The sequence below is a fragment of the Candidatus Arsenophonus nilaparvatae genome (assembly GCF_045346035.1).
GTDB classification, from domain to species: Bacteria; Pseudomonadota; Gammaproteobacteria; order Enterobacterales; family Enterobacteriaceae; genus Arsenophonus; species Arsenophonus nilaparvatae.
Window position 1 is genome coordinate 76080 of sequence record NZ_CP158508.1, and the last position, 24907, is coordinate 100986.

33 protein-coding genes and 2 pseudogenes are annotated in these 24907 nt (G+C 39.2%); 10 read left to right on the forward strand and 25 right to left on the reverse strand.

Features of this window, described 5'->3' with window-relative positions; genetic code table 11:
• Positions 1-4: 4 nt before the first annotated feature.
• The 16 genes from WH390_RS14860 to WH390_RS14935 all read right to left on the reverse strand — a co-directional run bounded on the left by WH390_RS14860 (position 5) and on the right by WH390_RS14935 (position 11077).
• Positions 5-709, reverse strand: coding sequence for a hypothetical protein (locus WH390_RS14860; protein ID WP_395971507.1), 705 nt, complete (start codon positions 707-709; stop codon positions 5-7).
• A complete protein-coding gene (locus WH390_RS14865) occupies positions 706-1059 on the reverse strand; it encodes a hypothetical protein (RefSeq protein WP_395971509.1) in 354 nt (117 codons plus the stop codon). The genes WH390_RS14860 and WH390_RS14865 overlap by 4 nt, the downstream gene beginning before the upstream one ends.
• Complete coding sequence (gene traW, locus WH390_RS14870; RefSeq protein WP_395971511.1) at positions 1056-1679, reverse strand: type-F conjugative transfer system protein TraW; 624 nt, start codon at positions 1677-1679, stop codon at positions 1056-1058. Before traW ends, WH390_RS14865 begins: the two co-directional genes overlap by 4 nt.
• On the reverse strand, positions 1672-2013 hold the full coding sequence (locus WH390_RS14875; protein ID WP_395971513.1) for a TrbI F-type domain-containing protein: 342 nt from the start codon (positions 2011-2013) through the stop codon (positions 1672-1674). Before WH390_RS14875 ends, traW begins: the two co-directional genes overlap by 8 nt.
• Before the next feature lie 4 nt (positions 2014-2017).
• Positions 2018-2590: a hypothetical protein gene (locus WH390_RS14880; protein ID WP_395971515.1), complete on the reverse strand. Its 573-nt coding sequence runs from the start codon at positions 2588-2590 to the stop codon at positions 2018-2020.
• A 248-nt stretch (positions 2591-2838) separates the two neighbouring features.
• On the reverse strand, positions 2839-4239 hold the full coding sequence (locus WH390_RS14885) for a hypothetical protein (RefSeq protein ID WP_406850754.1): 1401 nt from the start codon (positions 4237-4239) through the stop codon (positions 2839-2841).
• Positions 4233-5423, reverse strand: a complete 1191-nt coding sequence (locus WH390_RS14890; protein WP_395971519.1) for a TraC family protein — start codon at positions 5421-5423, stop codon at positions 4233-4235. The genes WH390_RS14885 and WH390_RS14890 overlap by 7 nt, the downstream gene beginning before the upstream one ends.
• Positions 5423-5956, reverse strand: coding sequence for a type IV conjugative transfer system lipoprotein TraV (traV, locus tag WH390_RS14895; RefSeq protein WP_406850755.1), 534 nt, complete (start codon positions 5954-5956; stop codon positions 5423-5425). Before traV ends, WH390_RS14890 begins: the two co-directional genes overlap by 1 nt.
• On the reverse strand, positions 5953-6333 hold the full coding sequence (locus WH390_RS14900) for a hypothetical protein (protein ID WP_406850756.1): 381 nt from the start codon (positions 6331-6333) through the stop codon (positions 5953-5955). The genes traV and WH390_RS14900 overlap by 4 nt, the downstream gene beginning before the upstream one ends.
• Entirely contained in the window at positions 6330-7652 is a 1323-nt protein-coding gene (locus tag WH390_RS14905) for a TrbI/VirB10 family protein (protein WP_395971525.1), read from the reverse strand. Before WH390_RS14905 ends, WH390_RS14900 begins: the two co-directional genes overlap by 4 nt.
• Positions 7649-8362, reverse strand: coding sequence for a type-F conjugative transfer system secretin TraK (locus WH390_RS14910; RefSeq protein ID WP_395971527.1), 714 nt, complete (start codon positions 8360-8362; stop codon positions 7649-7651). The genes WH390_RS14905 and WH390_RS14910 overlap by 4 nt, the downstream gene beginning before the upstream one ends.
• On the reverse strand, positions 8359-8928 hold the full coding sequence (traE, locus tag WH390_RS14915; RefSeq protein ID WP_395971529.1) for a type IV conjugative transfer system protein TraE: 570 nt from the start codon (positions 8926-8928) through the stop codon (positions 8359-8361). Before traE ends, WH390_RS14910 begins: the two co-directional genes overlap by 4 nt.
• Positions 8929-8937: 9 nt before the next feature.
• Positions 8938-9234, reverse strand: a complete 297-nt coding sequence (gene traL / locus WH390_RS14920; protein WP_395971531.1) for a type IV conjugative transfer system protein TraL — start codon at positions 9232-9234, stop codon at positions 8938-8940.
• Positions 9235-9588: a type IV conjugative transfer system pilin TraA gene (locus WH390_RS14925; protein WP_395971533.1), complete on the reverse strand. Its 354-nt coding sequence runs from the start codon at positions 9586-9588 to the stop codon at positions 9235-9237.
• Between the two features lie 145 nt (positions 9589-9733).
• Entirely contained in the window at positions 9734-9958 is a 225-nt protein-coding gene (locus tag WH390_RS14930; protein WP_406850757.1) for a hypothetical protein, read from the reverse strand.
• Between the two features lie 411 nt (positions 9959-10369).
• Positions 10370-11077: a LuxR C-terminal-related transcriptional regulator gene (locus WH390_RS14935; protein ID WP_395971537.1), complete on the reverse strand. Its 708-nt coding sequence runs from the start codon at positions 11075-11077 to the stop codon at positions 10370-10372.
• Between the two features lie 216 nt (positions 11078-11293).
• Between WH390_RS14935 and WH390_RS14940 the strand changes: the two genes are divergently transcribed.
• Positions 11294-12571, forward strand: coding sequence for a purine-cytosine permease family protein (locus tag WH390_RS14940; RefSeq protein ID WP_395971539.1), 1278 nt, complete (start codon positions 11294-11296; stop codon positions 12569-12571).
• A gap of 62 nt (positions 12572-12633) precedes the next feature.
• Here WH390_RS14940 and WH390_RS14945 read toward each other — a convergent pair whose 3' ends face one another.
• The 5 genes from WH390_RS14945 to WH390_RS14965 form a co-directional block, all read right to left on the reverse strand.
• Positions 12634-12882, reverse strand: a complete 249-nt coding sequence (locus tag WH390_RS14945; protein ID WP_395971541.1) for a helix-turn-helix transcriptional regulator — start codon at positions 12880-12882, stop codon at positions 12634-12636.
• Positions 12883-12920: 38 nt separating this feature from the next.
• Complete coding sequence (locus WH390_RS14950) at positions 12921-13541, reverse strand: helix-turn-helix transcriptional regulator (protein ID WP_395971543.1); 621 nt, start codon at positions 13539-13541, stop codon at positions 12921-12923.
• Entirely contained in the window at positions 13538-13678 is a 141-nt protein-coding gene (locus WH390_RS14955; RefSeq protein WP_406850758.1) for a hypothetical protein, read from the reverse strand. Before WH390_RS14955 ends, WH390_RS14950 begins: the two co-directional genes overlap by 4 nt.
• 51 nt (positions 13679-13729) lie before the next feature.
• A complete protein-coding gene (trfA, locus tag WH390_RS14960) occupies positions 13730-14626 on the reverse strand; it encodes a plasmid replication initiator TrfA (RefSeq protein ID WP_395971545.1) in 897 nt (298 codons plus the stop codon).
• 144 nt (positions 14627-14770) lie between these two features.
• Positions 14771-14932, reverse strand: coding sequence for a hypothetical protein (locus WH390_RS14965; RefSeq protein WP_395971547.1), 162 nt, complete (start codon positions 14930-14932; stop codon positions 14771-14773).
• A 643-nt stretch (positions 14933-15575) separates the two neighbouring features.
• On the opposite strand from WH390_RS14965, the gene WH390_RS14970 reads away from it, so the two are divergent.
• The 6 genes and pseudogenes from WH390_RS14970 (at position 15576) to WH390_RS14995 (ending at position 20246) form a co-directional block, all read left to right on the forward strand.
• Positions 15576-16529 (forward strand): Rpn family recombination-promoting nuclease/putative transposase, encoded by a 954-nt coding sequence (locus WH390_RS14970; RefSeq protein WP_395971549.1) that lies wholly within the window; start codon positions 15576-15578, stop codon positions 16527-16529.
• A 3-nt stretch (positions 16530-16532) separates the two neighbouring features.
• Positions 16533-16886: a hypothetical protein gene (locus tag WH390_RS14975; RefSeq protein ID WP_032116594.1), complete on the forward strand. Its 354-nt coding sequence runs from the start codon at positions 16533-16535 to the stop codon at positions 16884-16886.
• Positions 16887-16968: 82 nt separating this feature from the next.
• A pseudogene (locus tag WH390_RS14980) lies at positions 16969-17963 on the forward strand (IS110 family transposase).
• A gap of 355 nt (positions 17964-18318) precedes the next feature.
• The gene (locus WH390_RS14985; protein WP_238565720.1) at positions 18319-18564 is read left to right on the forward strand and encodes a ProQ/FINO family protein; all 246 of its coding nucleotides are present in this window, start codon (positions 18319-18321) and stop codon (positions 18562-18564) included.
• A gap of 350 nt (positions 18565-18914) precedes the next feature.
• The gene (gene parM, locus WH390_RS14990; RefSeq protein WP_032116591.1) at positions 18915-19919 is read left to right on the forward strand and encodes a plasmid segregation protein ParM domain-containing protein; all 1005 of its coding nucleotides are present in this window, start codon (positions 18915-18917) and stop codon (positions 19917-19919) included.
• Positions 19920-20246 carry a plasmid partitioning/stability family protein gene (locus WH390_RS14995; protein ID WP_032116590.1) on the forward strand — a complete coding sequence of 109 codons (327 nt, stop codon included), beginning with the start codon at positions 19920-19922 and terminating at the stop codon, positions 20244-20246.
• Positions 20247-20326: 80 nt separating this feature from the next.
• Here WH390_RS14995 and WH390_RS15000 read toward each other — a convergent pair.
• From WH390_RS15000 to WH390_RS15015, 4 genes and pseudogenes are all read right to left on the reverse strand, one after another.
• Positions 20327-20782: pseudogene (locus tag WH390_RS15000) on the reverse strand (Tn3 family transposase); the annotation flags it as partial.
• Positions 20718-21242, reverse strand: coding sequence for a hypothetical protein (locus WH390_RS15005; RefSeq protein ID WP_395971553.1), 525 nt, complete (start codon positions 21240-21242; stop codon positions 20718-20720). The pseudogene WH390_RS15000 and the gene WH390_RS15005, both read right to left, overlap by 65 nt.
• A gap of 375 nt (positions 21243-21617) precedes the next feature.
• Positions 21618-22007: a hypothetical protein gene (locus WH390_RS15010; RefSeq protein ID WP_395971555.1), complete on the reverse strand. Its 390-nt coding sequence runs from the start codon at positions 22005-22007 to the stop codon at positions 21618-21620.
• 341 nt (positions 22008-22348) lie between these two features.
• A complete protein-coding gene (locus tag WH390_RS15015) occupies positions 22349-22552 on the reverse strand; it encodes a hypothetical protein (protein ID WP_406850759.1) in 204 nt (67 codons plus the stop codon).
• A gap of 709 nt (positions 22553-23261) precedes the next feature.
• Here WH390_RS15015 and tnpB point away from each other — a divergent pair.
• The 3 genes from tnpB (at position 23262) to WH390_RS15030 (ending at position 24906) form a co-directional block, all read left to right on the forward strand.
• Positions 23262-23516, forward strand: coding sequence for an IS66 family insertion sequence element accessory protein TnpB (gene tnpB / locus WH390_RS15020; RefSeq protein WP_395971556.1), 255 nt, complete (start codon positions 23262-23264; stop codon positions 23514-23516).
• A 114-nt stretch (positions 23517-23630) separates the two neighbouring features.
• Positions 23631-24176 (forward strand): hypothetical protein, encoded by a 546-nt coding sequence (locus tag WH390_RS15025; protein ID WP_395971558.1) that lies wholly within the window; start codon positions 23631-23633, stop codon positions 24174-24176.
• Positions 24177-24282: 106 nt separating this feature from the next.
• The gene (locus tag WH390_RS15030) at positions 24283-24906 is read left to right on the forward strand and encodes a recombinase family protein (RefSeq protein ID WP_395971560.1); all 624 of its coding nucleotides are present in this window, start codon (positions 24283-24285) and stop codon (positions 24904-24906) included.
• Position 24907: the final 1 nt, after the last annotated feature.

The following is a 24907-nucleotide window of genomic DNA, read 5'->3' on the forward strand; positions in this document are numbered from 1 at the left end:
TTCATTATTCGCCTCGCTTCGCTTTTTGAACGGCGGATAATAACGTCTTTTCATCGACCACACCGGTTAACATCGTGGTGGTGTTCACATCTGGATTTTTGGTGGCAGTGAGAATGAACGCGGGTGTGGTTTTTATATTTAACTCTTCCAGGAAGTCTTTGGTTTGCCTGGTTATCTTGTCGCTCGTGGTATCCCATCCCAAAAGCTCCTCTTTCGTGCCAGCAAACGCAATTCCTACGCCAAACATCGCATCCTTGACGGATTTCCCCTTAAATAGCTGGCTAAAATAGTGCATAAAGGCCTTCTCTCCCTGCAATATCCAGACCTTTTTTTCAGCCTGCGCCGCTAATTGGGCATTCGATGATTCACCTTGCGTATTTCGAAATATCACGCGAATATCGGGGTGGTTTTTTGCCAGCGTTAACAACCGCGGTGCCATTTTTTTACAGTCGGCACACGCATAATCATAAACCGCAACAAGCGTGACGCTTCCTTTTGTATTAATGACCGGATGCATACCACCAAAATTTGTGCTGAGATTTTCAATGGCGCTTTTTTGGATTTCTTCGGTGCTCAGCACTTTACAATCTACTGCAATAATCGTATCGCCCTCGGTATGTTTTGGCGTACAGCGTGTTGTTTCGGCTAATACCGCAGCCGGCAACAATAATGCGCTCATTAATAAACCCACTGTGATACGACTTTTCATAAAATCTCCTGTTTTTGTATTCTGATTTCGGTGCCTTTTTTTAAGCTCGTCAGCCGATTGAATAATTCATCACCAATGTTGGTATCCGTTTTTGTTTCATCAAAAACATAAACTTCGTCGTCAGGCGAAAATTCACGGGCTACTTGATGGCTGAATTCAATTAAAACGTCAAAATGTTCAATTTCTGCGACATACAAGAGTTTAATGCTTATATTGTGAACCCCAAAAGCAATCAGGGGGCTTATCTGCTCCCCAATTTCTTCACCAATGTTTGAGCTGTGAAGATAAAGATGAATGCGGTCATTGCCCGTTTTTTGCGGATTAGAATCTAACTCCTCAAATCTGTTCATTTCACTGCCACCTCAGTTATCCGCAGTAAAGGTTGATTCGGCATTTCATCGACTACGCTGGGTAATCGCTCAATGCTAAACCTGCTAACTAAAACGCCACCCTGGTCAAAGTAGATACGCTGATTTAAGGCATCCGCCGTTGTTTTTATATTCCCGTTCACCAAAATTATTTTATTGATGGCGGTTTTGGGTTTTTGCGCGGCAACCCAGGCAAGTTGTTTTTCGTCATCGCCATCGATAAAATAGAGCGTTTCATTAAAATGGGTGATATCAAACGGATTCACTTTCTGTCCTTTGCGCGCAAAAACGGTACCATTGTGGTCAGGAATATCTTTGGTGACCGTAAAGCTGGGGTCAAACGTCCGTGTGGTATTTTTTAGCGCTTTGGTAAGTCCCTGAACCGGCTCCGGCCGCTCGGCATTTTTTGTTACCCGTTCCCGCCATTCCTGATGAATTTTTTCCTCATTGCCTAAAAAAGCACTTTCCACCCGCCCTTCAATCACCGTCAGCAGGTTTTGTTCAGCAATCCCCCACACATCGCCAAATGTGCCGATTTCAGTGGCTAGAGTGACCGCACTAAAGCTCATCAGAATACCGATACAAGGCAGCCACTTATTCATGGTTTTTCATTGCCTCAGCAATTTGTTGTTGGATATCAGCCGTTTTATCCACTGCACCTGCCATCACTGCACCACTCACTAATATCAACGTGTTACCTTTCGCGTTTTTTTCTAAAACGGTCTTTAGGGTGTTGTTGTATTTCGCAATGAGTTGGTCTTTTTGCGCCTCCGGCAAGTCCAGTTTGCTGACCTGCACTAAAAAGCGATCAGTGGTCTTTTTCATATCAAACGTGACAATGTTCGTCGGCGGAAAAAGCCAGTATTGTGCAGAAACAATCAGCAGTGCAATTAACAGGCTACTCGCAATAAATTTGATGATGGCAGTCTTTTTCATGCGGTTAAGCCTTTTTGACAGGCTTTTTCAGCGCAAGCAGGTTATCTATTACGCCTAATAGGGCAAATAAACCTGAAGACACTAATGCTGCATGCCCTAAAGAAAGGAAAAATATCAGCGATGAGGGTAGATTGGTGTTAACGGCGAACAGCTGAATTTGACTGACATCCAGCCCGAGATTGCGAGCAGTGAATCCCACCATCAGCAAACTTATCGCTGACCCATACAGCATGTTACCCATCCATTTAAAATCAGCGTTTGGCTTTAACCAGACTTTCATCCAGTGAGGTTTTGTTGTTTTTTGGCTAAAATACTCAACGATTGCCAAGCCCAAACAAAAAACACCTAAAATCCAGAGTGTCAGGGTCATCCCCCAAAAAAACGCCAGGATTTCAAGGTTAGGGTTTTGTTTTATTAGTTGGGTGACGGCGTTGAACGATATCCCGCCTGCCCCTACCCCAACGGTATAAAAACAAGACACCAACAGCATGAAAAACGAAGCGAAACCGGAGTTGATCGCTTTACTTATTGCATGCGTTTTCGTTAATCCTGTGAGCAATGCAATTATTTTTTGCATGTTGAGTTTCTCCAAAAAAGTTAATTGATATGACAAACGCTCACTAAAGCCCTATCCCATGACATACCTGGGTGATACCCCGAATACTTGTTGAAATCATGAAAAACTCAGTGGTCATCGCAACTACCAGCACCACCTGAATCACCCAGCGCCACCTTGACTGCGGATGTAACTTGAGAAGCACACCCAAACACGCGATGATTATCAACGCCATGATGATTATGATGTTCAATTCACACCTCCTTTTCTCACGGCTTTATCTGCTTTAATTTCGCCAATAACGCAGGGTCTTTCTGTTGCGCCATTTCAAAAATAATGTCATTGATATTTGCCCCTTCCTTTAGGCGCATCTCCCGATAGGTGAAGTCATCACCGCGAGAGGAAAAAAGCTCATTACTTAACGGGTCGAGCATCAATCGATGAAAACTGCTGTAACCGCCGACGCTTAAATGCACCGCACTAAATCCGGCACGACTGGCGGGAGGAAACTTTTGGATTAATGCCCATTCCATCTCGTTAAAGGTGGAGGGTTCTTCTTTTTGAAAGGTGGTAAAGGCTTTGACGTCTTGCATCATGGTGAATTTAAAGCTGCTATTGTCATAACACGCCAGTGACGCGGTACTTAGGTTCTTATCACGGATACCCTGAGTCACGGTGCCAAATGAACCATTATGTTTACGGGCGGTACGGTAACCTTCCTCGATAAAAGCCCTGACTTTGGGGCTTTCGGCATCAAGCAGCTTCCAGCCTTCATCAATGATGTTCATTTTGCGTAAACTGCGTGGTGTGTTGTACATCAAATTCTCTGACCAGAGCATTAAGGTAAACAACACCGCCATAAGCAAATCCCGATTGGCTTTCAAGCCGCCGAGTTCGGTGACCACAAAGCGCATATCCGGCTTTAGGGTCGGTTCACTACTGTTAAAGTATTTGCCGTATATTCCCTTGGTGGTGTATTTGTTTAGCAGCACCAGAATTTCATCAATGCGACCGGTGATGCGACTGGCTGCCTCGATTTTACCGCGATGGTTTTTAAGATATGCCACCACATCATCAATACGCATATCCTGTTTTTTGTCAGGCCAGGATTCGGTAATCGCTTCCAGTATCAGTGATTCATGCACTTCATCCATCAATCCATTGGGACTGGCCAGAATGCACAACTGGTCACGAATGCGCTCAGCGCTCAAGGTGATATCAGTGATATTAGCAAACGGATTAAAGCGCAAGGTTTCCCCGTTAATGTAGGTACCCCCCACACTCTGGCAAAAAGCTTTGTAGCTGTCGCCGATATCAAAGATGGACAAATAACCGCCGCTATCTAGCACCTGTCGGGCAATCGTTTGTGCCAGCACCGATTTCCCCGCCCCTGCGGTACCGGATGCAAACCAATTGAAATTGGTATTTGGTAAACTACCATCAAAAATATCCAGAAACGCCAGTTGATGGCGGTAACTCGGGAATACTATCCCTGCCTGACTGAGTTTGTTATCGGCGATAATTGGCATTAGATTGACCGCTTGAAAGGATTCTGCTCGCTGAATCGCTCCGGTTTTTAAAAAGTCTTTCCAGAGCTTCGGATTATCGCCCACGGCAAAAGGCAAATGCCCCAGGAAATTGCGCATCTGCATTAAATCCGCTCTCACCATATTGAGTCCCTGCATCGAAAAGGCTTTTTGGTGCGCTCGGCTTCTTTAGCGGCTTCCTCTTCATCAGCACGACAGAAGAGCGTGACCCCAAAGTAATATCCGGACAGTGAAGTCGCGGTAGAGAGCAAGCCTTCACGCAGACTTTTCCATTCGGCGTGCTGGCGTTTGGTTGACGGGATATATTTGGCATAAGACGAGGAGGCTTTCCGCTCCAAATCCAGAAACTGCTTATTGGCTTCACCCTGACTACGGGACTGGTCTTCGGTTTGAATGATAAAACTCATCACAAACGGGCAACGGATGCCGTTTTGCGGATTGAGCAGATTAGAAATAATATTGCCGTTTTGCCAGAGATAGTGCTCTCTGGGATTACTGTCGAGATTAAAGTGAATGGCGCGGGTGGAAAACGGTTTGTCTTCTTCATTGCGTCCGGTAATTTCCACATAGCCAGGCTTAAACCAGTAGCAGGTATTGTTCTGCACAATCTGCTGATTAATATCTTTATCTTCTATCCACTGCGATGAGTACGGTGTTAATCTTTCTGTATCCGGGTTAATCATTTCGCGCATCATCTGCAAAAAACGGGTGATTGACGCATTTTCGGCATGAATATCCGAGGCATTGAGCGCACTTAACAGGTTACGGCGGATTTCACGCACTTTAATGATTTCACTTTCCGTTATCCGCTTCCATGGCTGGCAGAAGGCAAAAAACAGATGATAATCTCTGAGCGTCAACGGTAGATTCTGTTGATTGGCAAACTGATGGCGCGCCGCATCCAGATAAAACCCCTGCGTTATCTGATTGCACTCATCAGCACGGTTCCCTTGCCAGCTGAAATCACGCAATCCAGTGGTTAATTTCTCATACACCGTCTGACTGGACAGTAAAATCACCTGCAGTGGAATATCGCGTGGCAGATTGTTTTTCACCAGCTCTTCCAGTGATTCGACCAGCTTTTCATTCGCGCCAATTAAGGGTTGCGCTTCCAGTAAAAATCCTAATGATTGCTGGTTAATAAAAAGCTGATGGTCGCCGTCATAATCCCGATACGGCAACAGGTCGCGCAAATGCGGATAATCCATCGATTCGAGCTTTTTTGCTGTTTCACGGGTGGTGTCTTTTTCCATCAGGGCGTTACCCACCAGTTCGATGATTTTAAGCGGATTGACGTGTTTTAACATCAAATCGTCTCCACATTTGCCCAGCTGGATGGGGTGGTCACGAAATAAACCACTTCGCCAGCATGGACGACCTCATCGGGTGACACATAAGGCGCTATCCAGGCGCGCGTGATACGCTCAGCTTGCCGAGAGGGGGTAGTCACTTCTCCCAGACAAGGACTTGCCGGACACGCAGCAGGGGATTGTGCGATGACGTTGTTCGTTAGCCAGCGTGATGCAGGTGATTTAACCTTCATTGAGTTTGGATTATTTGCACTTATCGCGCGCTCAGTTAAAAATGTTACCGCTGTTTGCATCGGGTTTAATTGAATTAAGCGATAAGCCGATAGCGTAAATCCTTTAGCGGACTTGACGACCTCGCCTTTATATTGGGCGACTGAATAACTGGCAGTATTGGTCATCTCATCGGCCTCACTCATCCAGTAACCGGAATCTTTGGCAGGTTTGCCAAATTCAAACTCGCTATTCATGCCAGCGCAGCCAGAGAGCAACACAATACCGCTAATAATCCATACCCGACAGTTCAACATCATGTTGACTCCTTTCTGTTAAATTTTTCTTGATAAATCACGGCCGTCTGACGCAACAGACAAATGATTAACGTGATGGCGACGGACAGACGAAAAACAGGTGTCAGTAGGTCAATAACTTTATCGAACGTTAAGTACATCGCATCCGGTTCAAAGGGATAGGACATTGAAAAATGACCGCTTAATGCAAACGCGACTGTGAGCCAAATAAACGTTATTGGAAAATAAAGACTGACATTCAATACTAATTGTAAGCACTGCAGAGCGGTTCTTTTAACGACTGACACTTTTTGCCTAACCGACAAAATGTTGTTGCTTTTTGTTTTCACCCTATTAAGGAGTGAGTGTTTGATGATAGTTCTCTGCGCTAACGTATTCATGGCTTCACGCCTCCGTTATTTGACGGTGGTTTTGTGGGTGTGACAAAATCGGATAAATCCATTGAGGCGGCACTGCCTAACTGATTGAGCAACTCCGGTGGAAGGTTGGTTTTTAAACTGTTGCTGGCGTTTTTCGCCAGTTGGGTAGGTGACTCAGCCGCTTTTCTTGCTTCCAAATCTTCAATAAATTCGGCCTTAAAGCCTTTCTGGAAAACCACTTCGACGCGATTGGCAGCGCCAATGGGGATAACCGGATGATATTGCTCGGCACGCTCAATGTAGTAGTCCGCTAGTTTATTAGCTGCCGTTGATGCGCCACTGCCTAATGCCTGTCTGGCGACTTCCTGAGTGGTGGCCTGATGGGTTGCGCCCATACCGACGGTAGTGCTGCCAATTTGTGAGAAGGCGTTACCCAAACCGCCTAATGCCCCTGCGCCAAAAGCAAGGCCTAACATAGTGCTATTTCGCATAACGGGTATGCCTTTAATACCATTTTTGCCATAAAAACCGACATGTCCTTCAACCACCTGGTCAATATGTTTGTTATTAATGACACACGACAGACGCTCGAGTCTCACTTCTGCCCGTTCGCTGGAAATCTCACCCCAGGCAGAGGCGGTGACAAAGCAATGGGTTAATTTGTCGAGCTTTTGGTTGCCAGGTAGATGGGCAAGGCCAGTTAATTTAAACTGCATGGCGACTTTTTTGGTTTCGCCTTTCACTGACGCATTGGCATCCGCGCCTTCCAGTACAATGGCGGTTGAAAACGTCCCCGAGGGGACATAAAAGCCCGATGGCGTATTTTCTTTTTTTGGATAAGTAAAACGGGTACTTTCAAGCTGGCCTTTCGGTGGCAGGATCGCGATTTGAGGAGGATGATTTACTTGACTTACTCCTGGTGTTGGACTGCCATCCCCCTCCATCGCTTTTTTATTGCTCTGAATTTCAGCCTGAAGCTGACCCACATTGGCCTTCAATTGGCTATTTTCATTTTTAACCGCATCAAAATCGCGCTTAATCCCCTGAATTTCCTTTAATAGTCCCGCCATTGCCTGGCGGTTTTCTCTTTCGCTTAACTGGGCATCGGTGACCACATTGCCTTGCACCTTGCTATCAAAGGTATTGGTAACCGCACCGGTTAAATCTGGCTCCTGAACAGAAGGATTACCTGACTGTGCGGTGCTATCAGTGGCGGTGAGTTCAACGCCTGAGGCTTGTTTGTTTATCCACCACAGCAGCGTGAAAATCGCCACCACCGCGACCCCTATCCCGCCAAATAACATCTTTTGATTTTTGCGAATAAAATGATTGATGTTCATTGCGGTTTATCCTTAATCAGAAGAAACAAGGTAACCTGCTCATGCGGTCGCAAGGTGTTAACGGTCGGATTAAACGCAATAGCGATCGTTTGTGGAACCCAGAAGACCCGCTCATTTAACTGAATGGGCTGGGTTGTTTTGTTCTCAATATTCACCCGCAATAGCCGAAACTGTTTACCCTGAAAGCTCACACTGTCCCGAAAGCGGAAGTTAGCGAATGCCGACGCTGACCAGTTGACGTTGACACGACCATTCTTAACAAAACCAGAGGGGATGTTGTCGTTTATCGCTGCCGTTAAAGTCCGAGTGATAAACTGACTGTAAGAATCGCTGGTTTTTCCCCATTCTTGAGCACTCGCGTCAGCTTTCGCCTCAGCATTCATGACACTCACATTGATGCCCTGGGATTTTTTGACGGGGATGGCATTGACGGTAAAACCAAACCCCTTTTCGGTTTCGATGTAGAGCGAAAACGGCGCGGTTTCTTCGGTGGTAAAAATCAGTGCCCCACTGCCGGTGGATTTTTTATCGGCGAGCTTGCCGGAGGTGCTATTGGCTTCCACTATCCGGTCATTCATCACCGCAATCACATTGGGTTCACGATTGCTCACGGAAAGTCGCACCACACTATGAGGGGTAACAGTCAGGTTCTCTGCCCAAATGAATGTGGAAATCAACATAAAACTTAAGCAAAAAAGCAGTTTTTTCATGCCGGCAACTCCACAAAATCCGTTAGTTTCAATGCCCCGTCGCGGGTCTCGAGGCGCAAACGATAGTGCTTATCGACCGGCTCCACCGCTTTAATGCCGTAAAAAAAGTGCAATTCGCCGGTAATGTCCACCACACCAGTATCGGGACTCACCTTAACCTCCTTCAGATAAAAGGTAGAGCTGGCTTCATTGATAGCCATCCGCTGGCGCTCTTCGGCTAACACTTCGATTAATTTTTCGCGTAAATGGGTATCACTGTAAGCCAGCAACAAATCATGACTATCTTTGATGGTTTGCGCGGAGACATTCAGACGCAGGTTAAGCAGACTCAACGCCATCAGGCGAAGATAACGCGCATCACCGCGCGTACCGTAAAAACTAAAACCTTCGTGGGCAACCATTGGGGTCACAATCGTTTGATGATTGTTAAGAAGCTGAGAAGTCAATTCCCTGTTCTGCATCAGCAGTCGGTAGCAAACACCTAAACTTAACACCGTTATCACCACACAGGTCACGACCCCGATGGCTAATTGCTTTTGTGATGATTTCCGCAGTTGATAATCCATGCACGCCCCTCACGCTATCCAGTACCGTTTGAAACTCTCGGGTAAAACAGTGATAAAAAAACGCATAATGGAAGTCGGTAGACACCAGTACGCCAGCCCCAACAGATAACTTGACCCTTTGCCCTGCTTAAGCCTGCGAAGCCCAACAAAAGCTATGGCTAAGGCGGGCGCAAATATCCACATATTGACGAAAATCGCGCAGATAATTAACGGCAAATAAACCACCACCTCATCCATCATCAGCCCACAAAAACGACGTTGATGGGTGAGCGTGGTCGGAAACTGATAGCGAGAAGCGGCATCCATTTAAATCAACCCGAAGACCACGTTAACAAAGACAATCACCGCAGCAATACCGCCAAACACTGCTAGATTTTTAGTTTTTACATAAGCAAAAATCGCGGCCAAAATTTCCAGTACGTACAAAATCCAGACAACGGTTGAGCCCTTACCAAAGGTGCTTTTCACCACCTCCTTGCCGCCACTGAATAAATCCCCGGTTGTCGGTGGATCCGCATAAACCTGCATCGCAGGAATAAAGATTAACAATCCAAAAAACGTCAGAGTGAATAATGATTGCTGTTGCTTTAACACCTTACGGATAGCTACCGCACCCACAGTGAAAGGGTTTTTTAGGCATGAAGTGACCTTGCCGTTCATTTAAGTCTCCTTAAAACGGTTAATGATTAAATTAAATAAGTTTCTACTTCTTACACTTGATTAAATAGATTGCTTTTCGTTTTTTGCTTTATTTATTTCCTCTTGAAAGGTTACCCCAAAAATTAATTTTTATTTCAGTGCAAACTTATATTTCCCCAGATTCTTTCCTTTCTTCTGCACTTCCTAAAATTTCCTTGAGCCTATCCCTTATCTCATCGCCGCACTTCTCAACCGAATAGCGGATAAATTCACTAACTGTCACAGGTCTTCCTACATAATGACCGATGTCGAGCACAATCTTGTCTAGCTTGTCTCGAACATCAGCACCGATATAAATACTTTTCCCTCTTCTAGACAAACCTTTGAACATATTTAATTCCTTTCCGGCATCGTTTTTCGTTGACAACATCATGCCTCAAAAAATTAGGACTTGGTATCACCTAAAAGGTGATTTTTCGGTTAAAAAATAACCAATTTACAGTTTTTTTATAAAGACAGTTAACTAAACAGCCTTTTCCTGCATTCGTTGATATTCATTTCTAAATTTTTAGATTTTGGGGTTTTAAAAACAACAAAAATTAATCGAGACTTATATTTCTTTTTTATTGATAATAAAAACTATTAATCGTCAAAATATAACGTGATTAAATTGCTATGTTTCAATATTTCCCTGGTATTAGAATGGAGTATTTGATTATTATTTATAATTGTAATGAATTTAATTTAAATATAATAAGATTTAATTAAGTAGGAATACCTGAAATTAAGGTAGATAAAAAATCTATGCCATAATTTGTACACCTTTACGAATAAAGTCAGCAGGAATATATCGATCAAGTCCTTCATGCTTGCAATACTCAACTAACTGAATTGAATTATGTACATCCGCTTTTCTATAAATATTTTTTATGTGCACTTCTACTGTTTGAGGTACGATATCTAATCGTCTAGCTATCTCTTTAATGCCAAGTCTTTGTTGTGCCCAAAAGATGACTTCGAGTTCTCTTTTGGTAAAAAGATCATTAGGTGCGTCAAATTGAATAGTATTTCTATTTAATCTGTCCATGTAATATAACAATTCAGGTGCATTAATTTTTTCTCCGTGCCAAATTACTCCAATTATATTTTCATTATCATCGTACAAAGGGGATTTATAGCAAAGGCTAGGAATTGGAGTATCTATGTTATTTTTTCCATAGTAATGAATTTCTATTGAAGTGATTCTTTTCTTACGGTTCATGCAATCCTGATCAGCACGAACTAAATCTTCGCTGATCTCCTGAGAAGGCATTGGTATTTCACTATCTAATTTTCCTTCTATATTGAATCCTTTTTCTATTCTATAAAAATCTAGTGATGAATTATTCGCATATATCCATTTTGAATCTAAATCTTTAATTCCCCAAAAAGCTTGACTGTGTTCCATGAATGAAATTAGAGATTGCGGTGAGGATATATATTTTTTTAGATCATTTTCATTATTAGTCATCGTATTAATTCCTTTATTACTAATATAATTTTATGATAAATGATTAACTAAATTACAGTAACTTATATTCATATTAAATTTTAGTTAATTATATAAAATTAGAGTACCTGAATATCAGGTAGAACGTTATTTTACTTAATAAACTATAGTAAATAAATTATTCCATTAATCGATTTTCGGGCTACCTTTCTCTTCCATCTAAAGGAAATAAGGATAATGAAAAAGAATTTTGATGACATTTACTCGCTCAATAGAATCCCAGAAAAAGCCAAAGTGAGCTTAGTTAGCGTAACGTTAGTTAGGATGGGAATGGCAACAACTTTACCCCAATTCATAATAGGAGCCACTTTAGGTCATAGTATGACATTTTGGAACGCTATGCTTGCCACATGTTTAGGGAGTTTAATTATAGAATTCATAAGTCTTGGCCTTGGATTTGCTGGAATGAAAGAAGGGCTTTCAACTAGCTTATTAGCGAAATATTGTGGATTTGGACGTATCGGTTCAGTACTATTAAGTTTAGTTATTGTCATTAGTTTAATTGGTTGGTTTGGTGTCCAAAATACTATTTTTACGAAAGGCATACTACATGCAGTAGAGTATAAAATTAATTCTGGCGTAATCGCTTTTTTTTCAGGCATATTGCTGACTTTTTTAGTCGCTTCTGGCTTTAAAGCGTTAGCATGGACAGCAAAAATAGCCGTGCCTTTATTTTTTATGGTTATGTTATATATTTTTTTATTCTTAATTTTTAAAAACGATATTATTATTCAAAATTATTCAAACACATCTCACTTAAGTATCACTCAGGCTGCAACAGTAGTTGCTGGGGGTTTTATGGTAGGCGCAGTAACAACGCCTGATATTAGTCGTTACTGTAAAAATCAAAATCATCTCTTTTGGATGATAACATTATGTATTGTAGTGGGCGAATTTATTATAAATGGTATATCAATATATATAGCACATAGACTTAATACTGCTGATATTGTGACCATTATGACTCGTAATGCAGGAGTTATCGGATTAGCTTCAATTATACTATCTGTCATTAAAGTGAATGATGTTAATTTATACTCAGCATCTTTAGGATTAGCCAATGCACTTCATGCTTTCACTGGAAAGAAATGGGATTATTTTAAACTAACAATTTGCGTTGGATTAGCAGGTACAGCATTATCAATGGCGGGCATCTTAAATCATTTCGTTGATTTCCTCTCTATGCTTGGTGTCATTTTTCCACCAATAGCCGGTGTGATGCTGGTTGATTATTATATTTTGAAAACGAGTCGAAAAATACTAGATGAAACCAGAGAAAAAGGGTTATTACCTGACGATTCCTCTACGCCACTCATTGGCTGGTCGGCTATTATTGCCTGTATTATAGGTACTGTTGTTGGGGTAATATTTAATTTTGGCATTCCTTCTTTAAATTCTATTTTAACATCGGGAATAGCTTATTGGTTATTAATGAAAACAAAAAATAACAAATAAAAATAAGGGGCAGTTTTCCGATCTCTAATCTGCCCCCAATAAAGCCACACTGCATTAAAAAACTAACGTAATTTTTTTAAATTCCTTAAAAAATTAAAGAAAAATAGGGACTGCAATTGAGCGTAAGTATTTAAATCATATTTTTTTAGCGCGTTTTTGAAATGCGAATTGACGGTATTAAGACTCACATTCAACTCAAGCGCTATCTCTGTTCTACTAAAACCAGAGCAGGTCATTACCAAAATCTGGATTTCTCTTGTTGAAAGTTTTGGCAACAATTCAAGATATTCATTGACTTCAAATTCTTTCATTTTGAATGTCTCCACACACAATAGATGATATAGAAACATCAAAATTCACAAGAATAATTCGAGCTAACAGCATCGGAATTACATAATTCAAAAGGAATATAGCGGTTAAAGCCTTTCGATTTGCCAAAAGCTCTTAGCTGACAAGCAGAATGGACGTTGACCTTCTCGTATAAAATGTTGATGTGTTTTTCTGCTGTTCTAGTGGCAATATTTAACCGTCTGGCGATTTCCTTGCTATTCAAGCGATGCAACGCTAAAAACAGAACTTCCCACTCTTTAGCAGTAAACAACTTGTTAGGTTTTTCTGTGGTAACCGCATAAGGCTGCATGCCATCGACATATTCCAACGGTGATAAAAACAGGAACTCGTGGGCGTGGAAGAACGTGCCTAAGTACTCCTTATCGTGACCAAAAAGCGGTAAAAAATGAAATTGCCAAACGGTGGGCGATTTCTTGAAATCAGAAGGCAAATGGCATATTACGAAAAAAGGGGATCTTTCAGTATGAATTTTCTCTAATAGCGTTCCCATTTCAGGCAAACGAATCAGCAAATAGAGTAAATCTGTCATTTTGACATTGGTATCGATTTTGCCTTCACTATCAACAAAACCAGAAGGAACACCACCACTCAAAAAGAATTTTATCATCTCGGAGTTCATACCGCACCTCCGATACTACGAAGGTACTCACGTTGACGGGTTGTAAGGTGTTTTGATGTGTGAGCAAAGCTCAAAAGCTGCTCGATTGATATGTCACACGCTTTCATTATGCGTGCAATATGCGTACTATTTCGCATAGCTCAACTCCTAGTTGTCTTAGGGTTTGGGTTAGCTCTATTGCAGTGTTATCAGCACTGCAATAGAGTGTTATTTTTGTTTACAATCACTTTATCTGTTTGATCAATTATACAATTCCAACCAGTTATCTCAGATAGATCTGATAAAGATTTTTTTAAATCATATCTAAATTTTCTTAACTCACGCCGCTCACTACCACAAAGATATTTTAATGTTTGAACTTTGATAGCCAATGGTTTTGCATGAGTGCTATAAAAGCTATATAACCACTGTGTTAATGGTTTTCCTTTTAGTTTTAAACGTAAGGATTTCGTTAACCCAGTCCAAGCATAATCAGCAAAACAAGCTACTATTTTGGGGTTCAAAACAACAATATTTTTACCAGTTTCTTCATCTCTATAATGTTCAAAAATTAAACCTCCGGCATAAGTATATTTTCCATCTGAGATTTCAATATCACTAACCCTTAGTCTTAAAAAGACAGATTTCAACCATTCATGATCAGATTTTCCTGTATTACGTGAAATACTCTTTAAAAAATCATTAGAAGAAAATATTACTTTATTCCCTAGTGATTTTTTTTGGCAACGTTGTAAACATTCTAACCAAACATCAAGATCTGATTGATCTAACTGTTCTCCGGTATATTTAACTTGATATCCATTAATTGTGGCTTTTAAGACACTTTTTTCAAATTTTCTAGTGCCTTTAGCAACAACACCAAATAATGCGCTTCTCAATATTGTATTAGGCACAGGAATTTGAGTTTTTTTACTAATTGGCAAGTATATTTCCTTATATACGTTATCGTTATAATCTGAATTATTATCATTTCCATTAGATATGAGCTTATTTATTTCTGATTCTTTAGTTTTTTTAATTGAATTATCTTTTTTTTCTGCAATCTTATTGGCTATGTTTTGTGTTCTTTCCCAAATACTTTTCATTATTTATTTAGCCTCTTTCAATAATTCTTTTGAAAAGAAGCTTAAAAATAGTTATCATATTGTTTGCTAACATAAAACCTCCTGAATAGGTTAGTTGGCCGTCTTACTGCCCCTTGAATATTGATATGTGAGAGGGGCAGTAGATTATTTTAAGAAAAGCCTCACTGTATCTTTTGATACAATAATCTTCTTAGTCAAAAGAAAATCTGATATTTGCTGAAAAGAAAACCCTCTCTCTCGCATTTCTCTCATCTCTTTATCGTAAGGTTTTAATAAATTTCGCTTATGACCTTTTGGTTTATTCATCAAAAAAACTCCATATAAGTCATTTAAGTTATTATATCTAGTTAAGTCAAAATATCAATTAATTTTCAATAAAAAACACGGGATAGCGCGGACGCAAACACGGGAGATTAGAAAAAAATACAGAATAAGCATAATAAAAAGTAGTTTAATGACATATAAAATAAGTAAATACAGTAAGTTATATTTATTCAGTAAAATAAATAAGAAGGTAATAGCTCGACATACTAACTTTATAAGTTATTGATTTTTAATGTAAAAAAAACAATAAAGATATATCGTAAACTATTGAAAAAAAAAGAAAAATAAAATAATAAATCCACCCCCAAAGGCAGATAATCTTTTATAATAAAAAAATAATCTTTTTAATCAGCGTTACCCCTGTTGATAACTTTTCTTCTAACAAAAACCCTTAATTGAAAAATATGTTACTACTGAGTGACCGCATTTCTTTTTTGCTAATAGTGTATTCCGCTTCCTCGTCTGCTCACTCGCTCCGCTCGGTCACAGACTTGCGGCGAGCGTAGAAATTTTAACGTTAAAGAAATCTGGAAGAAGAAAATAATTACCTTAACAGTAAAATTTTATGCCATTGTGATAACCTGTTCAATAACCCACAGTTAGGTAAAACAAGGCATTAACCTTAATGACTAAAAAATTTACCCCAACCCCGCATGATGCCGTATTCAAGCAGTTTTTAAGTGAGAAAGAGACGGCTAAAGATTTCTTTGATATTTGGCTACCGGATGAGATTAAAGCCCTGTGTGACTTAGACAGCTTAAAAGTAGAATCAGGGTCATTTGTCGATAGTGAAATGAAAAACTATCAGAGTGATATTCTCTATTCAGTCAGCACCACGAAAGGAAGCGGATATATCTATGTATTGATTGAAGCTCAATCCACCCCTGATAAGCTCATTGCATGGCGATTGATGCGTTATAGTATGGCGGCAATGCATAAACATTTAGAGAATGGACATAAGCAATTACCGTTAGTTTTCCCCATCCTGTTTTATACAGGTGAAAAAAGCCCTCACCCCTATAGCACGAATTGGCTGGACTGTTTTCATGACAGAAAACTCGCCGAACGTATCTATACGCAACCGTTTAAGTTGGCAGATGTCACCACACTCGAAGACGGTGAGATTATGAAACATAGGCGAATAGCTTTGTTAGAGTTGATACAAAAGCACATTCGCCGACGGGATATGACAGAGCTTCTTGATGAAATTGTGACACTGCTGTCGTATAATTATTATACCGATAATCAAATTATCACCCTGTTTAACTATCTCATCCAGGAAGGTAATGCAAAAAAACCTATGGAATTTATCACTGAGATAGCCAAACAATCAGAAAAACACGAAGGAGCACTTATGACTATTGCTCAACAAATTGAAGAAATGGGTATTCAAAAGGGTATTCAAATTGGTGAACAAAATGGGATGCAAAAAGGTAAACTTGAAGGCATTCAAGAAGGTGAAAAACAGGCTTCGATGAAGATAGCGCGCCAACTTCTTGAAAAAGGCGTAGAAAGAGATATCGTGAAATTATCAACGGGTCTCACTGATACTGAAATGAGTAACCTGTTTAAATATTAAACGATGACGGAACGAAAAAAGTTAAGTCTCAATCGCCCAAGAAAGGCTTCACCAGAAGAACAAACCTCAAGTAACCCCGTTTACGGTAAAAAGGTATGGGTCAATGCTGTGCCCAAAAAACAGGTAAAAAAGCCTCATCCTCCCAAAGTAGCAAAACAGCAACCCAAGAAACCTGTCGTTAAACCTAAACAGGAAGTGAAGGTTAAAACACCAAAACCACCCATACCGCCTTGTATCTTGTTATTTGTGATGATTAGCTACCATCACATGAAACAGAGTGAGCTTGTGACTCCGCCAATGGGACAACCTTGTTTTTTAGTTAAAGCCCTCTGTTTCTCCTTTCATGCCAGCATTTAGATTGAACGGTTACCGAGAGCATTGACTCTGTATGTACAAGGGGAATAGGCATGATGGTTTATTATGTGAAAGGAGTATTCTCATGTATCAAATCGGAATAGATGTCAGTAAAAAAAAGCTAGATATCTGCCTGTTAGCTAAGGGTATTGAGGGAAAACAAAAAACAAAGTCATTAAAAATGATCAACATTCAGCTAACACATTGATAGAGTGGCTGAAAACACAAAAATGCTTACTCGAAGATGTAAGAATTACTCTTGAATCTACAGGAACTTATCACGAACAACTCTGCACCGAACTTTATGATATGGGTATTCATGTTTCCATCGTAAATCCTTATCGTATAAGAGAGTTTGCAAAAGGCATGGGTATTTTAACTAAAACAGATAGAGTGGATGCCTTCGTTTTAGCTTGTTATGGGGAGCTAAAAAAGCCTTCAGCATGGATAGCTCCATCACTAGAAATTCGAGCATTGAAATCATTAATCAAACGTCGAGAAGCGCTTTTAGCTGATTTATTACGTGAACAAAACCGTCAGGAAAAGACCTTAACAACGCCTACGCCAAAAGTTGTTAGGCAATCACTTGTTAAGTGCATAAAAGTATTAGAAAAAGAGTTATTGGCTATTGAATCTGAGATTTCCAAGCATATCAATAACCATCCTGAGTTGAAAAAAGACATGGAGTTACTGACATCAATCAAATCAATTGGGACTCAAGTAGGAAGTCATATGCTGATGGTATTACGCGGTCATGATTTTAATAGTGCTGAGCAGGCGGCTGCTTATTTAGGATTAGTGCCTGTAGAACGCCGATCAGGTACCTCTGTTAACGGGCGTGCCCATCTATCTAAAATAGGACCATCTGAAATTCGCGCTAAATTATATTTATCAGCTCTAACAGCAATACGCCATAACCGACATATTAAGTCATTGTATGATCGTCTATTAACAAGAGGTAAGTCAAAAATGTCAGCTCTAGGTGCAGCAATGAGGAAATTAGTTCACCTGTGCTATGGAGTATTGAAAACGGGTCTAGCTTATGACCAAAACTACTCAAGCCCAACTTTGAATTCATAAAATCGAGTTTGAGCCATCTTAGATTTTAGGTGGCACTTTGGATGTCTTAGATAGAGAAAATGGTGCTACGGGCTTCCTAGGTGGCTTAAAATCAATTTACGGATGATAACGCAAACCCAGTTTTGGCTTTAAGCGACAAAACCTCCTCTAAGCTAACTCTATCCGCTCACCGGAGTCCGAGAGCAAGCGAACGGGCGAGGAAGCGGAATTAACCTAAAATTATAGAATTAAATTCATGGGTTATTTTTAGTTTTTAAGGTTGACTTTCAAGACGGTAACTAAAAAGCGATTGCTGTTAGAGGAAGCCATCTCACAGATAACTACGTTTTGGCCTAATCTTTTTCCTGATAGCAAGTTGTGTCCGATGAAAGTGGGTATCCAGCAAGATATGTGGCAAGAAGTGAAGGGAAAAGGCTTACCACTAGCCAGAAGGCGTTTAAGCGCCTGTTTAGGGAGTATTGGACATCACGCTGATTATCGCGCCCTTATCCAGTTAGGCGCGTTTCGTTATGACAAAGACGGCCAGATAGCAGGCGTTGTCACCCAAGCGGATGTTGAGGATAATTTGCAACGTTTGGCAAGGCGAAATAAAGATAAATGAAGGAATCTGAATTAATTGCTCATGCAGAGAATGCGGCTCTGTGGAAAAAATATCGGACATTAACAAGTTGGGAAGTCCGTTTTTAAATAACGTCATCACTTCATATCGGCAGTGGAATAACATTTCACCAAAACAAAAAGCCACTGCATTTAAAATCCTCCAAAGAGTTGGCGAAATTAAATAAATTTCTTATTAAAAAGTAACACCAAAATAAAACCATATTGGTTTTATTATTTTATTTTTTCATTATCTGGTTTTATTTATTTAACCAAATTGGGTTTATTTTGTGTTTTTATTTTTATTTTTGGTTTACTATTGGTAATTAAATTAATACCAATAAGGATTGTTTTATGAAAAAGATATTTTGTGATGATGGCTCTACTTTCGTGAAGCTGGCTTACGCTGATGAGCAAAAAAAGCTAGTGACAAAAATAACAGAAACCTCATTTTTAGCGGGAAACTGGAATTTTGCTTTTGGACAAAACATTTATAACTATGAAATAGAGGGCAAACGTTATTCTTTTAACGATGGGATTAATAACGCTAGCGAAACCACAACGGTTAATTATCAATATAGCGATGAAAATTTGCTCTCGGTTCATCATGCTTTACTGAATACCGATTTAACGCCCTGCGAAATAGAATTATATGTGACATTACCTTTATGCGAATTCTTCAATGAACAGCGTCAAAAGAACGCAAAAAATATAGAAAGGAAGAAGGTTAATTTATTAAGAGAAATAAAATATCATGATGGAGAAGGTTACAAAGATACCTTCAAAATAAAAAAAGTTCATGTTAGTCCTGAATCTTTAACCGCTTTGCACGAAAGGTTTAAACATGACGACGTTAATGATTATGAATCATCTCTTATTGTAGATTTAGGCGGAACAACGTTAGATTGTGGTGTTGTTTTAGGAAAATTCAGACAATTAACGCATGTTATTGCCGAGCCGTCATTAGGTGTTTCTTCCGTTATTAAAAGAATACAAAAAATAGTTAAATCCGAGACGAATATCGGCTTAAGTTACGCTTCTGCTAATAATTTAATGTTAGATATTTTTTATAAAAAATATGCGTTTTTAAGTTCGTTGGTCAATCGAGAGCAGCAAAAATTAGACATGATAAAATCAGAAACTGAAGATGCTATAAATAATTTATCGGTATTGGTATCCGGTAAGCTAAAAACGTTTAATGAATTTCAGCGAATTTATCTCATCGGCGGGGGTTCATCTTTAATTAAAGATAAAATTGTTAAAGATTTTGAACATTTAAAGAACAAGATATATCAAGTTCCTGATTCGCAATTTGCCTTAGTCAAATCGATTGCTAATATGATTTTAGGGGACGATTAAATGCGTGATAAAAGAAAGAAAATCATTGTACATATTCATCCAGATTCCTTCAGAGAAGACCAATTCGCCGATGAAATGCTTGATCAACCGTTAATCAAAAAAGGCGATTTTCTGAGGAAATGTTTCTTATCAGGCTTGGCTTTGCATTTAGCTGATCATCGATTGCCCAATATGATCTCCTGTCTATTAGATGAAAATTTTAATCTTGAACAATTGCATAACGTTTTGGCTTTGATCTCAAAGTCAGATAACCCTACAAAAAAAGAAGATATTCCAGAAGAAAAAAAAGTTTTAGATGAAATCAAAAATAACTTGTTGCTTGGGTAATATGGGGTTTGGGGAGCAGAGGAACAGTAAACGCCGTTAAGTGGTCAATTTAAATAGCCATTAAACTATTAATCAATAAATTATGCATCTTCATTGAAAGCTCTCAGCTCTCCCTTACTGACAGATTCCGGTACCGTAAATGAATAACGCCCCTGCATATTGATATGCCCACACTGTAATGGTGAAAGTTTCTCAACGTCTGAATCCAGAACCGGATAACCCTCACGCCTGAGCTGCTGAATTGCTGCATTCATGTAAATCGTGGTCCACAGAACAATAATATTGAGCGCCAGACCTAACGATCCAAGCTGATCTTCCTGCCCTTCACGGTAAGCCTGTCTCAGTTCTCCCCGCTTACCATGAAAGACATTTCTGGCCACTGCGTGGCGACCCTCTCCAAGGTTGAGCTGTTGCAACGTTCTTCGACGTTTGTTTTCATCGTCGAGGTAAGTCAGCATATGGATAGTTTTATCAGCACGGCCTATTTCGGCTATAGCCTGCGCCAGACTGGTTGGCCTGTCGCCCGTTTGTAGTGTTACCTCTTAATTTATTCATTAATAATGATACTATTTTTAGATGATAACTTTCTAAAAGATCAGAAATATTTTGTATTTTCGCATCAACCTTTAAGGTAGGATCAAACATTATAGTAATAATTTCTTTTTGAAAATTATTAAAATCAAAATTATCGGCATACCAGTTACCAAGATTTTTTATTGGAGTATCAACGAAATTAAACTGGCTGATAATAGTTTCCATATTATTTTCTAGGGCATTTAATATCATTGTATTAATTTTATTTTCATCAGTCATTTCATTATTAACTAAGATAAATTTTAACTCCCTTAATAATTCTCTTGAATAAAAACGTAAAACAAATCTAGAATATCTAATCGTTATGTCCGAAGAAAAAACATCGCATTGAACATCAACTGATTCTTTTTTTTCAATAAAATTATACCATCCCAATATACCTATTGCTCCGTAAATAGCCAATAGAAAATTTCTTAAATAAATTAACATATCTGACTTACTCTGAAAATTCTCGTTAAATTAATGTAAAAGGAGGAGATTTAGTTTCTCAAGTGTGAAGTTAATATAGTGTGACAATATACTAGTTGATTTCTACTAATATCTTATCTCTTGGAAAAAATCGTTAGTAGATTGATTCATGTTCTCCATATCTATTAGATCCCAATTTGGACTTTAGAAAATCAGATAATGTAACCCAATAATACCCCCTATTCCTGAACAGAAACTAAACATCCATGAATTTTGCGCTTACTAAAATATCTCAAAAATAGCTAAATAAAGACAATTTATTATATAAACCAATAAAAATTGCAAATAATCAAGAATATGATTCTGTAACTAATATAACTTAATAGTTGTTATCTCTGATAATTTTTTAGGATGATATATGATTTTTTTACTATCAAATGAAAACAATATTTTTTTTAATTCTCCCTTAAATCCCATTGCATCAACAATTTTATTTAGTTCTACCTTTCTTCCATTAAATATGGATTTATCTAACTCATCATAAGTAACATATTGATTTTCATTTTTGGCTAAATATTCAAACACTTTATGATTCATAGTTTCATTTCTAAAACTAACTAAAACAAAAAAATTATCGATTAATACTCTTCGTGTCTTTAAATCATAGGTAACTTTATGACTAATCGTTTTTGTTTTATTTGGAATGGAAACTATAAAACAAAAAATTACAATAACTAATAAAATTATAAAATAAAGCATTAACATGGACCCATAATTCTAATGTTTAATTAGTTCACAAAGAATAGTCTTTGTCAAGATTTTGTTTTTACTAACAAGAGATTGAGAGGTTGGCAAATTCAATCTTTAAATAAAAGTAGGATTCAATAAGGTAGACAAAAGATGTTTTTGCCATAGTAGGCTATTAATTACTCATTTTTTGAACAAAAATAAGCCCATCTCTTAATTTTATTATTTTTCTCATATCGCCCCCTGAGTTTTTTATTCTCCTTTCCCTAAAGTATAATAATGATTAGATTGATTATTTCAAACATATTAAAAATAAAACTTTATTTGATACAATTTTTTTATTTTTTGTAAATTTAGTCTAGTATGAATATTTTCTTTCCACTTTCGCCTATCAAATATCCATTACCACCATCAACATCATATTGATATATTAACCCTTTGTTTGTTAATTTTCGATCACTTAATTTTATTATTTTCACGATTTCTTCGTTATAAAAAACTTTCATACCTGGCTGTAGTCGCCTAAACGTTGTCCTATGTTTATACTTAATAAGCATAATAGTTTTCCTTAATCATAATAATATACACAAATAACTAAATTTTAATCATTTTAACGCCGTTTAGTTATATAACATCGAGGTACTGCTGAATTATGCTCAAAAAATTAATAGAAATTGTTTAAAAAAGTTATTCTAATAAGTTAGATTTAGTATCTATATTCATAAAATTCCCTGGTGTTGAAAACTTTATTAATTTATAGCTAAGTGGCTTATCTATATAAAAATTAGTACTGGTAAATTAAAAAATTGGCCTTTTTTAATTGTGTAAGGTAAAGAGAGCATTTTTTAGATAAAAAATTAACCCTATTTGCTCTTACAGAATAGTAAAAAGATTTTTTTTTTAAATAGCTAAAACAGAACTCGGAATAAGTCAGATATTTCAAAGTAGCAGTCTGAAATATCTGACTTATTCGTAAGCGTTGTTAAATCTCCACCGCGCGGAGCGGGCGATAAAGCCGTTTGTGAAGTGCGCAAGAACTAGCTGTTTGTCAATACACAAGCGGGTGCCCATGGAAGTGAGCTGTTTACAGAGCCTGGTGAAAATAAATGCACGTATCAATGATCTTAACCCGTACGATTATCTTCTAGCGTTGCTGACGACGCTAAAATCCCTTGATGAAGATATAGACACGAGTTTCGTACAGACATATAAAATTCAAGTCTTCGCAAGAGCATCAACGGGTTGGTACTAATTATCGAGCAGGATATGGCCCATTCGCCCTTCGATGAGGCGCTATTCGTCTTCTGCAACCGAAATCGAGACAAGGTGAAGGCCCTTTACTGGGATAAAACAGGGTTCTGCCTCTGGTACAAACGCCTTGAGCGGGATTTTTTCCGTTGGTCTACTGCCTCTCAAAAAACCTTGCATCTCACCGAAGCGCAGTGGTATTGGCTGTTGGCCGGTGTAAAATACGCCCACACCAACCACTCAACTACAGGGCAGCCAGTTAAATTTCGGTGAATATTTCGCCGCGTGATGGTAAAGTAACGTCATGAAATTCTCGATAGATAACTTACCGAACGATATTAATGTACTAAAACAAATTATCGTGGATTTTCAGCGCGAAAATCTTCATTGGCAGGAAAAATACCTGTCGCCGTCGCGCTCTTTGAAGACAAAACCATTGAAGTCTCAGAAGGTAAAAAAATCCGCCTCACCACAACCGATAAAGACCGCAATATTGCCAATAACGACAGGGGCATGATAAAGCGTATTGATGATGATAAACTCCAAATTGAGTTAAACGGCAAGCTCGTGACCTATCAACCACAGAAAGAATATGCCGACAGACATCTAGATTACACCTACGCCATCACAAGTTATGCCTCACAAGGAGCTTCTTATCCCTATGTCATCGTCTATGAAGGAGCGCGTACCCTCGCTGCAATGGATAATACCTATGTGGAATTATCCCGCGCAAAAGAACACGTTCAGCTTTATTTATCAGATGGTAATGCCTGGATGAAAAACCTCACAAAAAATTCCGGCGACAGATTAACCGCCCATGACATTCTGAACAAACAGGAAGACCAACTGGCTCGTAATGAGATCAGAATTTGGGATAACAGCAAAGAAATGGGTAAGGGGTTTGTGGAGCAGTGGAACAGTAAACGCCGTTAAGCAGTCATTTTAAATAGCCAAAAATAAACCAGCTAATTTAAATAGCAGATTGCCATTTTTGACCACCTCATTTAGGATAGCCAAAATGAGTATTTGGCTACAGTGAATGAAAATTGCTCGCATCTATGAAAGGGTCAGCACATCAGAGCAGGATCTGACACGTCAGGCTGACATCGAAAAAACGGCCATTGCCAGTGGTTTTTATATAGCCGGCATTTATCGGGAAAAAGCATCGGGTGCCAGGGCTGACAGACCTGAACTTCTCCGCATGATCGCCGACCTTCAGCCAGGTGATGTGGTTATAGCCGAAAAAATTGACCGTATCAGCCGTCTCCCTCTTCCTGAAGCTGAAAAACTGATTGCTTCCATCAGAGACAAAGGTGCCCGGCTGGCTATTCCAGGCATAGTGGATTTGTCAGAAGTGGTAGCAGAAAATGATGGTGTCTCCCGCATTGTTCTTGAATCTGTTCAGGAGCTACTGCTGAAACTTGCCCTTCAGACTGCACGAGATGACTACGAAATACGGCGGGAAAGACAGCGACAGGGGGTTCAACTCGCCAAAGTTGCAGGCAAGTACGCAGGCAGGAAGGCCAATCTCGTGACCCATGAGCGTATCATTACTCTTCGGCAGTTCGGGTTAACCATTGAGCGCACAGCCACGCTGGCCGGATGCAGCATCAGCCAGGTCAAACGCGTCTGGGCAATCCACCAGTCGCAAAAAAATTCGTGAG